The sequence below is a fragment of the Polynucleobacter sp. HIN8 genome (assembly GCF_030297615.1).
Lineage (GTDB): Bacteria > Pseudomonadota > Gammaproteobacteria > Burkholderiales > Burkholderiaceae > Polynucleobacter.
In genome coordinates, this window is the sequence record NZ_AP028139.1 from 590,878 (window position 1) to 604,007 (window position 13,130).

Annotated in this window: 9 protein-coding genes; 7 read left to right on the plus strand and 2 right to left on the minus strand. The window is 48.4% G+C overall.

Going from position 1 to position 13,130, the window contains the following annotated elements; translation table 11 throughout:
- The first annotated feature begins 22 nt into the window (after nucleotides 1-22).
- The 3 genes from smc to ligA are packed head-to-tail and all read left to right on the plus strand — an operon-like array spanning nucleotide 23 to nucleotide 6,585.
- Nucleotides 23-3,538 (plus strand): chromosome segregation protein SMC, encoded by a 3,516-nt coding sequence (gene smc, locus QUE65_RS03155; RefSeq protein ID WP_286281843.1) that lies wholly within the window; start codon nucleotides 23-25, stop codon nucleotides 3,536-3,538.
- A complete protein-coding gene (locus tag QUE65_RS03160) occupies nucleotides 3,538-4,560 on the plus strand; it encodes a cell division protein ZipA C-terminal FtsZ-binding domain-containing protein (RefSeq protein WP_286281844.1) in 1,023 nt (340 codons plus the stop codon). The genes smc and QUE65_RS03160 overlap by 1 nt, the downstream gene beginning before the upstream one ends.
- Before the next feature lie 9 nt (nucleotides 4,561-4,569).
- A complete protein-coding gene (ligA, locus tag QUE65_RS03165; protein ID WP_286281845.1) occupies nucleotides 4,570-6,585 on the plus strand; it encodes an NAD-dependent DNA ligase LigA in 2,016 nt (671 codons plus the stop codon).
- Here the strand turns inward: ligA and QUE65_RS03170 are convergent.
- Together QUE65_RS03170 and map are read right to left on the minus strand one after the other, a co-directional pair.
- A complete protein-coding gene (locus QUE65_RS03170; protein WP_286281847.1) occupies nucleotides 6,574-9,147 on the minus strand; it encodes a [protein-PII] uridylyltransferase in 2,574 nt (857 codons plus the stop codon). The two genes, ligA and QUE65_RS03170, sit on opposite strands and share 12 nt — an antisense overlap.
- Nucleotides 9,148-9,174: 27 nt before the next feature.
- On the minus strand, nucleotides 9,175-10,011 hold the full coding sequence (gene map / locus QUE65_RS03175; RefSeq protein WP_286281848.1) for a type I methionyl aminopeptidase: 837 nt from the start codon (nucleotides 10,009-10,011) through the stop codon (nucleotides 9,175-9,177).
- Between the two features lie 185 nt (nucleotides 10,012-10,196).
- On the opposite strand from map, the gene rpsB reads away from it, so the two are divergent.
- From rpsB to frr, 4 genes are read left to right on the plus strand one after another with little or no spacing between them, the layout of a single operon-like run.
- Nucleotides 10,197-10,946: a 30S ribosomal protein S2 gene (gene rpsB / locus QUE65_RS03180; protein ID WP_215371831.1), complete on the plus strand. Its 750-nt coding sequence runs from the start codon at nucleotides 10,197-10,199 to the stop codon at nucleotides 10,944-10,946.
- Nucleotides 10,946-11,827, plus strand: a complete 882-nt coding sequence (gene tsf, locus QUE65_RS03185) for a translation elongation factor Ts (RefSeq protein ID WP_286281850.1) — start codon at nucleotides 10,946-10,948, stop codon at nucleotides 11,825-11,827. The genes rpsB and tsf overlap by 1 nt, the downstream gene beginning before the upstream one ends.
- Nucleotides 11,828-11,832: 5 nt before the next feature.
- Nucleotides 11,833-12,543: a UMP kinase gene (gene pyrH, locus QUE65_RS03190; protein ID WP_286281852.1), complete on the plus strand. Its 711-nt coding sequence runs from the start codon at nucleotides 11,833-11,835 to the stop codon at nucleotides 12,541-12,543.
- Between the two features lie 12 nt (nucleotides 12,544-12,555).
- Nucleotides 12,556-13,116 (plus strand): ribosome recycling factor, encoded by a 561-nt coding sequence (gene frr, locus QUE65_RS03195; protein ID WP_215371835.1) that lies wholly within the window; start codon nucleotides 12,556-12,558, stop codon nucleotides 13,114-13,116.
- Nucleotides 13,117-13,130 lie beyond the last annotated feature (14 nt).

Sequence of the window (13,130 nt, forward strand, 5' to 3'; positions counted from 1 at the left end):
TGCCTTACTAAGAAGAACATCCGTGCAACTGAAATCAATCAAATTATCTGGCTTTAAATCTTTTGTTGACCCAACCCATTTTGAGTTACCCGGCCAGTTAATTGGTGTAGTTGGTCCGAATGGTTGTGGCAAATCAAACATCATTGATGCAGTTCGCTGGGTACTCGGAGAATCGCGGGCAAGTGAGTTGCGTGGCGAGTCAATGCAAGACGTTATTTTTAATGGCTCTGGCTTACGAAAGCCATCCGGCCGCGCCAGTGTTGAGCTCATTTTTGATAATGCCGATGGTCGTGCGCAGGGCCAATGGTCAAGTTTTGCTGAGCTTTCAGTCAAGCGGGTCTTGACCCGCGACGGTAACTCCAGTTACTACATCAATAACCAAGTGGTGCGCCGCAAGGACGTCCAGGATATCTTTCTCGGAACTGGCCTTGGTCCGCGCGCTTATGCCATTATTGGTCAGGGCACCATTTCTCGTATTTTGGAGTCAAAGCCTGAAGAGTTGCGGGTATTTTTGGAAGAGGCTGCCGGCGTCTCCAAATATAAGGAGCGTCGCAAAGAAACCGCTGCCCGCTTAGAAGACACCCAAGAGAATCTCGTGCGCGTGCAGGATATTTTGCGGGAGCTAGATCAGCAGTTAGCCCGCTTGGAGGCGCAGGCGCAGGTCGCTAGCCGTCACAACGAGCTTCAGACTCAAATGAAAGCGCAGCAGCAACTGCTCTGGTTTGTGAAGCAAACGGAATCGGGTAAGGAACAAGAGAAACACGCCAACTCGATTCGTGAAACCCAAGTGAAACTGGAAGAGGAAACAGCGAAGCTGCGTCACGCAGAATCTGAACTGGAAACAATGCGCACCGAGCAGTATGCACTGCAGGATGTGGTATCAAAAGCTCAAGGTGATCTGTACGAAACGAATGCGGAAATCAACCAAGTTGAAGCAGAGATTAAATACGTTCAAGAATCTCGTCAACGCCTTCATGATCAAGTAGCTGATTTACAAGCGCAACTTGATCGTTGGACGACGCAAGAGAAAGAGGCCGCTCAAGCACAGCGTCAAGCGGAGCAGGAGTTTCGGGCAGCCAGCGAAAACGAAGCAAAATTGCAAGCAGAGTTTTGCGACCTTCAAGCGCAATCACCAAGTCAAGATGAGCGTTTTCAGTTGGCGACCCAAGCACTTGATGAGGCACGCTCTGCATTAGCGAGCCTTGAGCAACGACTCGTTAGTTTGCAAGAGCGTATTCATGCTGGTGCGGTGCAGTTTGAGGATGCCACTGCTCGGGCAACGCGTTTGCAGGATGAGTTGGCGACGATGCGCAAACCAGATGAAGAAGCTCTACAAATGGCTACGGATCGTCACATCATGGCTCAACGCAAAGCCGATGAGGCAAAAGCAAAGGCTTCTCAGAATCAAGAACACGTACCCGCAACAGACGCCAAGCGTCAGTCGGCATTGGATCAGTTACAAAAGGCTAATCAGGATGTGCAGCAAAGCGAGGCCAAACTTGGTGCGCTCACTGCTTTACAAGCAAGCGTTCAAGCGCAAGGCAAGATCGGTCCGTGGTTAGAAAGCAAAGGTTTAAAAGAGAGTAAACGTCTCTGGCAAGAGCTCAAGGTTGAAAAAGGGTGGGAACCTGCTCTTGAATCTGTTTTGCGTGAACGCCTAGCGGCATTGACTGGTAAAAGTCTGAATGAGACCCTAAGCTTAGCTAAAGAGGCGCCACCGAGCCGTTTGGCTATTCTCTTAACGGATGATTTAGAGTCGGGCGATATTAAGGCTCCATCCGGATTTGTGCCATTTCTTTCTCGAGTTCAAGCATCTGGTGTGATTTCCAATGTTTTGCAAGAGTGGTTGAGTAATATTTATATTGCCGACACCTTGGAAGATGCTTTACGCCGACGGACGCAGCTCGGCCGCGGTGCTGCGTTAGTTACTGCACAAGGGCATCTGGTGACACGCGCTGGTGTTCAGTTGTATGCGCCTGATTCTGAACAGGCCGGGATGTTAGCTCGTGCACAAGAAATGGCAAGCCTTGAGAAACAACTCAAAGCACAGCAGTTGATTCAGAGCGAGTTACAAAGCGAGCTCGAGCAAGCCAATGCGAACTATCAGGCTGCACGCGCTGCCGCCGATCAGTCGCGAATCGCAGCCGATCAAGCGGTTCAGGAGGCGCATGCCTTTGAAGTTGAAAAAATGCAGCTAGTGCAAGCCAAAGAGCAGTACAGCACCCGGGCTGCACAAATCGATTCTGAGTTATCGGAAATCAATCACCAGCTAAAGAGTATTTCCGAGGCGAAGACCCAAACCGAGGGGCAGCTCCATGATGCCAACGCTCAAAAAGCGACTCTGGAGTCTCAGCTCGCTACTGCTCAGAATGGCTTAGAGCAGGCCAGTGCATCTCGGGAGCAATTACGTCTTGCCGTGCGTCAAGCAGAAATGACTGCCCAAGAGGCCGCATTTAATACCCGCTCTTTACAGCAACGCATTAGCGATTTACAGCGCGATCAAAGTACCGCCAGAACCCAAATTATGGAACTTCAGGACCGTTTTGATGCCAATCAAAATGAGTTGAAAACCTTAAGCGATGAGGCTGCACAAAATAAATTACAAAGCTTATTGGTAACCCGTTCTGAGCGCGAAGCTGCGTTAGCAAAGGCGAGAACAGAACAAGAGGCAATGCAGCACCAATTGCGTCAGGCGGATGAAGCACGTTTAATGCTCGAGCAAACCCTGCAGCCGATGCGCGACCGAGTGGTTGATTTGCAGTTGCGAGAGCAGGCAGCCCGCTTGAGTTATGAACAGTTCACAACCCTATTGAATGATGACGAGGCAGATTTCCAAGCCCTTGCCGAGCGTTACAGCCCCGATCTGCGTGCAAGTAGCTTGCAAGGCGAAGTCACGCGCCTGAATAATGAGATCCAATCACTAGGACCAGTGAATATGGCCGCTCTTGAGGAGCTATCAAGCAGCCGCGAGCGCAAGTCATTCTTGGATGCGCAATCAGCCGATTTAAATGAGGCGATTCAGACCTTGACCGATGCGATTGCGAAGATTGATGCAGAGACGCGTGATTTATTGCAAGGCACATTTGATCAGGTGAATACGCATTTCGGGCGATTATTCCCAGAACTCTTTGGTGGCGGTCATGCGCAATTAGTCATGACCGGTGAAGAGATTTTGGACGCGGGTGTGCAGGTCATGGCACAACCACCTGGCAAGAAAAACAGCACGATCCATTTGCTTTCGGGCGGTGAGAAAGCCTTGACAGCAATTGCTCTGGTCTTTTCCTTATTCTTGCTAAATCCTGCCCCATTCTGTTTGCTTGATGAGGTGGATGCCCCCCTTGATGATGCCAATACGATGCGCTATTCTGAGATGGTCTCAAGAATGTCAGATAAAACCCAATTTGTCTTTATTTCACATAACAAGATCACTATGGAAATTGCCAGCCAATTGATTGGCGTGACGATGCAAGAACAAGGCGTATCACGGATCGTAGCCGTTGATATTGCATCGGCTGTTTCGATGGTGGAGGCGGCTTAATGCCGCTTGACCAGTTCGCGTCTCAATTGGGTTTGTCTGAGCTTCAACTGGCACTTGGAGCGGTTGGGGTTCTATTCTTAATTTGGGTGGTGATTTATAACGTCCGTAATGCCCGAGCAAAATCAAATGAAACGGAAGAGCGTGTTGAGCCAAGTTCTAATACTTTCAGCACGGAGCCGCTCGAGACCGCCCCTGTTTCGGTAGACGTATTCAATCAACAACTCGGATCGCAAACCATTGATCCTCGGATCGATTGTGTGATTGCTTTGCGTTTTAACCAGGCTATTTCTGGTATCGAAATTTTAGAGGCTCTGAAATCCTGGGCCGATCTTCCCATTCCATGGATGGTCGATGGTCTTCATGCAACCGGCCCTCAGGAAGGCGTTTGGGAAACCCTTGAGGCGAATCACTCTTACCTTGAGATTCAGCTTGCAGTTCAACTCGCCAATCGACGTGGTCCGATTGGGGTTCTCGAGCTATCGGATTTTTGTTCTCGTGTTCAGGCGTTGGCGGAGTCCTTGGATGCCCAAATTGATATGCCAGCGGTAAATGCGATGCTCGATAGTGCAAAAGAATTAGATGCCTTAGCGGCTCAAAGTGACATTTTGTTGGGAATGAACATTGTGTTCGATCAGCAAACATGGTCTTGGCCCCACATTGAGTCTTCGTTAACGCAAAGAGGATATCGACTTAACACTGCAGCCAACTCTTTTGAATACATGGTCGATGGTAAGACAGTCTTTCGAACGGGGACTTTGGATCGGCAAGCGCCAATTGGACAAATTACCTTTCTATTGGAGGTGCCAGTTGTTGCCCGTCATTTGCGACCCTTTGAGCTGATGCTTAATGAGGCTGCCGATGTTGCTCAGGCCTTGCAGGGGCGCTTGGTTGATGACAACGGGGTTCACTTGACCGAGAACTCGGTTTATATCATTCGTGAGCAACTTGACTCTCTCTATGCACAGCTTGATAAAGCAGGCATTCCAGCAGGGTCAAGCGCGGCTCTTCGTTTATTTTCTTAGGATTCGATCTTGAGTCAACACAGATCCTCGGCTGCGGATCGTTATCACGATTTGCAGCGGGAGCTTGCCCGACTCGAGCATGCGTATTACGTTTTAGACCAACCCTTAGTTCCCGATGCTGAGTATGACCGCTTGTATCGTGAGTTATTGGAACTTGAGGCCCAACATCCGGATTGGGTGACCCCCGACTCCTTATCGCAGCGGGTTGGCGGCGCCCCTCTAAAAGAATTTATGGAGGTCAAGCACTCCGTTCCAATGCTTTCCCTAAATAATGCTTTTGAGGAATCTGAACTCATTGGATTTGATCGACGTTGTCGCGAAGGCTTAGGGCTAGACCATGTGGAATATGCGTGCGAACTGAAGTTTGATGGTTTGGCAATTTCCTTGCGCTATGAAAACGGCGTTTTAGTCCAAGCCGCAACCCGCGGAGACGGCGCAAGTGGCGAGGATGTAACAAGCAATATTCGAACAATTCGGGCAATCCCTTTGCGTTTGCAAGGCCCCAATCTTCCAAACGTGATTGAAGTTCGTGGCGAAGTATTCATGCATCGAGCCGATTTTGAGGCGATGAATAAAACTGCTGCAAAAAGTGGCGAAAAAGAGTTTGCAAACCCACGCAATGCGGCAGCGGGAAGCTTGCGTCAGCTCGATTCAAAGGTAACTGCAAAACGTCCCTTGAGCTTCTTTGCCTACGGCCTAGGTGCTTTAGAGCCAAGTCAATGGCTACCCTTAACCCATAGTGAGTTACTTAATCTGTACGAAGTGCTTGGCTTGCCTGTTTGTCGAGAGCGAACGGTGGTGAGTTCACTGGACGGTTTAATGAAGTTCTACGCGGGGATTGCTGCTAAGCGCGAACAATTACCGTATGAGATTGATGGCGTAGTTTATAAAGTGAACTCGTTTACCGAGCAACAGCAATTGGGTTATGTATCGCGTGCACCACGTTTTGCCATCGCGCATAAATATCCTGCCCAAGAGGAAATCACTACGGTTCTTGGTATTGATGTGCAAGTAGGCAGAACCGGAGCGATTACTCCTGTGGCCCGCTTAGCACCAGTTTTGGTGGGGGGTGTTACGGTAACCAATGCCACCTTGCACAACGAGGATGAGGTACGACGTAAAGATGTCCGAATCGGTGATACGGTGGTCGTTCGTCGCGCGGGGGATGTAATACCAGAAATCGTATCCGTGGTGTTAGATCGCAGACCATCTAACACCCAAGTATTTGTCATGCCAACCCGCTGCCCAGTTTGCGAGTCGCACATTGAACGCTTATCGGATGAAGCAGTTGCACGTTGCAGTGGGGGTCTATTTTGCGCGGCACAACGCAAGCAAGCGCTGCTTCATTTTGCACAGCGCCGCGCAATGGACATTGAGGGTTTGGGTGACAAAATTGTGGATCAATTGGTTGATCTCAACTTGGTTCGCACTCCAGCAGATCTCTATCGCTTAGGCTTTGCCGCTTTAGTGAACATGGAACGTATGGGGGAAAAGTCTGCGGATAACCTCTTGCAATCCATTGCTCAATCCAAGAAAACTACCCTGGCGCGATTTATCTTTGGATTAGGGATTCGTCATGTGGGAGAGAGTACTGCCAAAGATCTCGCGAAGCACTTTGGAGGTATTCGTGCCTTAATGGACGCACCAATGGATGAATTACTCATGGTCAATGACGTTGGACCAGTAGTTGCCGATTCAATTGTTAGTTTTATGTCAGAACCGCATAACCGCGAGGTAATCGAGCAACTATTGGTATCTGGAATTGAGTTTCAAAACGAAGAGCGAATCACAACCGTTGATCTGAGCGGTAAGACCTTTGTTCTGACTGGAACACTACCAACACTCTCTCGAGACCAAGCAAAAGAACTGCTCGAGGCAGCCGGAGCGAAAGTAGCAGGCTCAGTCTCTCACAAAACCTCATTCGTGGTTGCTGGTTCCGAAGCAGGAAATAAGCTAGATAAAGCAACTGAGCTTGGCATCCCCATTTTGGATGAAGTAGCCTTACTCAAACTTCTAGGCCGCTAACACTTCCAATAACTCAGTCTCGAGCTGAATTTGTAGTTTTGGGTTCTTGCTGAGGTTGCTGCCATCAAGCAACATGATGTCCTCGACGCGTTCGCCTAGCGTATTAATTCGGGCGGTATGAAGCGATATTTGGTATTTTGCAAGGGCCTTTGCTACCGCGTATAAAAGCCCTGAACGATCTGCCGCTGATAAGGTGAGGGCAAAGTACTGATTGCGCTCATCCGGTTGGAGGCTAACGCGAGCTTGGATTGGAAAGCTCTTCGACTGTCGAGATAAGCGTCCCATATTGGGTTCTGGTAGAGGCGCCGATTTTTTGATGGACTCTGCGAGTTCGTATTCGACTAACTGAATCAAATCACGATAGCTACCACCTTCTTCGACTAAGTGGCTGCCAGATATTTGGAAAGTATCTAAGGCATAGCCATGCTTCGTGGTATGAATTCGTGCATCCCAAATGGAAAAATGATGGCGCTCAAAATAGGCGCAAATTCGTGCGAATAAATCCAGTTGGTCTTTGACATAAACCGCAACTTGTAACCCTTCACCTGCCTGGGAGAGTCGGGCGCGGACAATGGGTTCATTGGTATGCACGTGTGAAAAGAGGTGTCGGGTAAGCCACGCAATATCGCTTGCTTCTTGGCGTAAGAAAAAGGCCACATCCAATTGTTGCCATAGGGCCTGTGGCGCTTCATTATCAATTCCCGCTAAACGTAGTTGGGTTAGGGCTTCTTCTTTGTGTTGAATCAGTTCAGACGATGGATCAGGTTTGGCGCCCCCAAGAACTCGTAGGGTTGCCCGATAAAGATCCTCCAATAACTTGCCTTTCCAAGCGTTCCAGACTTTAGGGCTAGTACCCCGGATATCCGCAACGGTCAATAAATAGAGTGCGGTCAAGTGCCGTTCGTCACGCATTCTTTTTGCAAAGGCGGTAATTACTGCAGGATCAGTAATATCTTGCTTTTGAGCAATCTGACTCATCGTTAGATGTTCGGCAACTAACCAAACCAATAGTTCGGTTTCATCAGAGGCTAAACCATGCTCTTTAGCAAAAGTTCGCGCATCGCGTTTTCCAAGTTCGGAGTGATCGCCACCCCGACCCTTCGCAATGTCATGGAAGAGGGCGGCTAAGACAATGATCCAGTTTTTATCAAAGCTTGCAATGAGGTTGCTACAGAATGGAAACTCATGCGTATGCTCAAGGATCAAGAAATGCCGCACGTTACGTAAGACCATCAAGATGTGTTGATCAACGGTGTACACATGAAATAAATCGTGCTGCATTTGACCAACAATGCGCCGAAACGACGGTAAGTAACGCCCCAGAACACTGGTTTGATTCATAAGACGAAAGGCGGTAGTTACGCCATCGGGCAGTTTGAGTAGCTCCATAAACACAGCTCGATTGCGGGGATCCTTACGCCACGACGCATTCATAAGTTGCCTTGCGTTATAGAGTGCTCGAAAGACGCTGGCTGAAAGGCCATTGATTGCTGGATTTTGGGCAAATACTAAAAATGTTCGTAATATTTGCTCGGGATGCTTTTGATAGAGCTGAGGATCGACAATATCTAATAAACCTTGGCGTTCGATAAACATGATGTTATCGGATCCGGGGATGGGGTAGGTCGTACGCGATTCATTTGGGAACAGGATTGCTTCAATGTTTTGGAGAAGAATCGTATTGAGTTGGCTCACGGCCTTCGCAGCCCAGTAATAACGGCGCATTAACTCCTCGCTGGCAAGTCGACCAGATTCTTGATGAATACCGGTTTGTTTGGCAAGACCTGCTTGAAGATCAAATACCAAAACATCCTGGCGGCGCTTAGCAAGTAAATGCAAATTCGCTCGAATGTTTTGCAGTAACTTCTGATTGCGACTAAGTTCTTTGAGCTCGCGTTCTGTAATTAAACCCCGTTTAAATAAATCGGAATAGCTATTGCCTAGCGAAGCTGCCTTACTGACCCACAAGATGATTTGAAGATCGCGTAAGCCCCCTGGACTCTCTTTACAGTTTGGCTCGAGTGCGTAGGGAGTTTCTTGATACTTGTAGTGCCGCTGCTGCTGTTCCAATAACTTTGCCTGGAAGAAGGTTTTGGGATCCATTGCCTCATCGAAGCTGCGCTTAAATAATTTGAATAGGCCGCGATGACCACCCAATAAGCGGGCTTCTAACACTGAGGTGCGAACTGTAATGTCGTGTTGCGCCTCGGATAGGCATTCCGAGAGAGTACGAACGGCCGAGCCAATTTCTAGACCAGAGTCCCAACAGAGCGCAATAAAGGATTCAAGATTGGACTGCAACTCAGGATCAGTGCTTCGAGCGTCATCAAGCAAGATCAAGATATCAATATCTGAGTATGGAAAGAGTTCAGAGCGACCATAGCCACCAACGGCTAGCAAAGCAGCATCCGTACTGAGATTGCAGCGATTCCATAAATCCAGAAGTTGTTGGTCAGTTGCTTGCGTTAAGCGTTGCATCAATTTGCCGACGTTCTGATGAGCTAAAAAATCAGAACACGCTAATGAGCGAGCATTTTTGAGTGGATGGGATTCCGAACTCATGGCCAAATTTACGAGGATGAAGTAAAACTAAGCAGCGATTGCGGTTGGTCGATAGCTCAGGTTGCCAACACAATCGGGAGCCTTGGGTGTATCTGCAGACCAGGTTAAGACCTCAACGCCATGTTGAGTGACCAAAACGGTGTGCTCCCATTGTGCTGACAGGCTGCGATCTTTTGTTTTCACAGTCCATTGATCCGGCATCGTCCGAATCTCGCGTCGACCGGCATTGATCATTGGCTCAATCGTAAAGGTCATCCCCTCCTCTAACACTTCCCCCGTACCTGGCTTTCCATAATGAAGAATTTGAGGATCTTGATGAAATACCTTGCCAATACCATGGCCGCAGTATTCGCGCACCACCGAATAGCCAGCCTGTTCGGCATGCGATTGAATTGCAAAACCAATATCGCCTAGGCGAGCTCCGGGTTTGACTTGGGCAATACCAAGCCACATGCATTCAAATGTGATTTGATTGAGCCGTGTAGCAAGGATTGAAATATCACCGACCGCAAACATCCGACTTGTATCCCCGTAATAGCCGGCTTGGGTGATTACCGTAATATCCAAATTGACAACATCCCCATTTTTCAGCACCTTGTCACCTGGAATGCCATGGCAAATGACATCATTCACTGAGGTGCAGATCGATGCCGGAAAAGGGGGGTAGCCTGGAGGTTGATAGTTCAGTGGGGCCGGAATGGTGTGCTGAACATCGCGCATATAAGTGTGGCAAAGGCGGTCTAGTTCCCCCGTGCTAACTCCGGGTTTGACAAAGGGGCCAATGTAATCGAGAACCTCGCTCGCTAGGCGGCCAGCTTCTCGCATCCCTTGCAGGTCTTTTTCATCAGTAAATACACTATGCATAGGTCATATTATGGCCGAATCCAATCGATATCGAGTAATTGATTGATCACTAGTGGATTGATATTTAAGGTATAATTTTGCAATCGGGCTCATGGTGAGACCGAAATCCCAGATCAAGCCATCCAGGGTGGCGCTTTTAAGCGCAGTCAGGACTTGATCTTAGAACCAACCCTTAGGAGATTGTAATGTCAGTGACAATGCGTGAAATGCTGGAAGCTGGGTGCCATTTTGGTCACCAAACGCGCTTCTGGTCCCCCAAGATGGCCCCTTATATTTTTGGCCATCGCAACAAAATTCATATTATTAATTTAGAGAAGACCCTGCCCATGTTTCAGGATGCCCTGAAATTTGTGCGTCAGGTGGCTGCTAATCGTGGCACGATTCTCTTTGTTGGCACCAAGCGCCAGTCGCGAGAAATTATTGCCCAAGAGGCGACCCGCGCTGGTATGCCATACGTTGATAGCCGTTGGCTTGGAGGTACGCTTACTAATTTCAAAACGGTTAAAGGCTCCATCAAACGCTTAAAAGACATGGCTGCCGCAAAAGAGGCTGGCGATTGGGAGAAGCTCTCGAAAAAAGACGCTCTCACCAATGAGCGCGAGTTTGATAAGTTACAGAAATCACTTGGCGGAATTCAGGACCTCAATGGTGTCCCCGACGCCATTTTTGTTGTAGACGTTGGTTATCACAAAATCGCTATTACTGAAGCAAATAAGTTAGGTATCCCAGTAATTGCCGTGGTGGATACTAACCATTCTCCAGAGGGTGTTGATTACATTGTTCCTGGTAATGATGACTCGAGTAAAGCGGTCATTCTTTATGTTCGTGGAATCGCAGATGCCATCCTAGAAGGTAAAGCAAATGCTGTGCAGCAAGTCTTGGACTCGGTGAAAGAGGGCGATGAAGAGTTTGTTGAAGAAGGGAAGGAAGACTGATGCCCGCGATTACTGCAGCAATGGTTGGCGAACTCCGCGCCAAAACCGATGCCCCCATGATGGAGTGCAAAAAAGCATTAACGGAGGCCGATGGTGATTTAGCCAAAGCCGAAGAAATTCTGCGCGTGAAGCTGGGAAGCAAAGCCAGTAAAGCCGCCTCACGAATTGCCGCAGAAGGTGTCATTGTTTCCTATATTCAGGGAACAACCGGTGCTTTATTAGAAGTGAACTGCGAGACTGATTTCGTATCGAAAAATGATGACTTCTTAGCGTTTAGTAATGGCTGTGCCAAACTGGTTGCCGAGAAGAATCCTGCAGATGTCACCACATTAGCTACTCTTGAGCTCAATGGTAAGCCTGTCGAAGCCGTGCGCACCGAGTTGATCGGAAAGATCGGTGAGAACATGAACCCCCGCCGCTTTAAGCGTTTTACTGGTGGTGGCCAATTGGTTTCTTATCTCCACGGTAACCGAATTGGTGTAATGGTCGAGTACGAGGGCGATGCAACAGCGGCAAAAGATGTCGCTATGCATATTGCGGCAATGAAGCCCGTTTCTCTATCAACTGCGGATGTTCCAGCAGAAAATATTGCTACCGAGCGCAAGATTGCTGAGCAAAAAGCATTGGAGTCGGGCAAGCCGGCCGATATCGCTGCCAAAATGGTTGAGGGTTCAGTGCAAAAGTATTTAAAGGAAGTCTCTTTGTTAAACCAAGCCTTTGTAAAGAACGATAAGCAAACCGTTGAGCAAATGCTAAAAGCAGCTAATACGACGATTAAATCCTTTACTCTGTATGTGGTAGGTGAGGGAATTGAAAAGCGTCAAGACGATTTTGCTGCTGAAGTCGCTGCCCAAGTTGCTGCTGCAAAGGCAACTGCGTAAGGTATATGCCGGGATATCAACGCGTTCTACTGAAGTTGTCGGGCGAGGCCCTGATGGGTGATGATGCCTATGGAATCAATCCGAAGACGATTGATTCCATGGTTACCGAAATCGCTGAAGTGGTTCAACTGGGTGTTGAAATAGCCATCGTAATTGGCGGCGGCAATATCTTTCGTGGGGTAGCTGGTGGTGCGGCTGGAATGGATCGGGCCACTGCGGATTACATGGGGATGTTGGCTACCATGATGAACTCATTAGCCTTGCAAGATGCGCTCAGACAAAAAGGTGTTGAGGCTCGAGTGCAGTCTGCTTTGCGGATGGATCAAGTGGTCGAGCCTTATATTCGGCCAAGAGCCATTCGAGCCATGAAAGAGGGTAAGGTCGTGATCTTTGCTGCTGGAACGGGTAATCCATTTTTTACCACCGATACAGCCGCTGCATTACGCGCTGCAGAAATGGGTGTTGAGGTGATGCTCAAGGCAACTAAGGTTGACGGTATTTACAGCAGCGATCCCAATAAAGATTCAAACGCAACGTTGTATCCCACAATTACTTTTGATGAGTGCCTCATCAAAAATCTTCAGGTGATGGATGCAACTGCATTTGCTTTATGCCGTGATCGAAAATTACCTATCCGTGTGTTTTCGATCTTAAAACCAGGTGCATTATTAAGTGTTGTTCGGGGTGAACCAGAAGGTACCCTAGTTCACGTTTAAAAGGAGAGTGGCATGTCGGCTGGACAAATAAAGACCAATGCAGATCAAAAAATGCAAAAGTCCATTGAGGCGTTTAAGGCTAATCTCGCAAAAATTAGAACTGGTCGAGCCAACCCCGGTATTTTGGAGCATCTGATGGTGGATTATTACGGTAATCCAACACCAATATCGCAAGTAGCTAATTTGGGACTCGCCGATGCGCGTACCATTAATGTGACTCCTTGGGAAAAAAATATGGTGGCAGTGGTTGAGAAAGCCATTCGCGAATCCGATCTTGGTCTAAATCCCGCAACCCAAGGCACTGTTATTCGGGTACCAATGCCTCCTTTGACCGAAGAGCGTCGTAAAGAACTTACGAAGGTCGTAAAGGCGGAGGGTGAAGAGACCAAAGTAGCGATTCGTAATCTGCGACGCGATGCCAATGAGCATTTAAAGCGCCTTACAAAAGATAAGGAAATCTCCGAGGATGATGAACGTCGTGCCCATGATGAGATCCAGAAGCTGACTGATAAGTTTGTGGCAGACGTGGATAAATTAGTGGTTGAAAAGGAAAAGGAAATCATGACGGTTTAACCGTCTTGATTTGG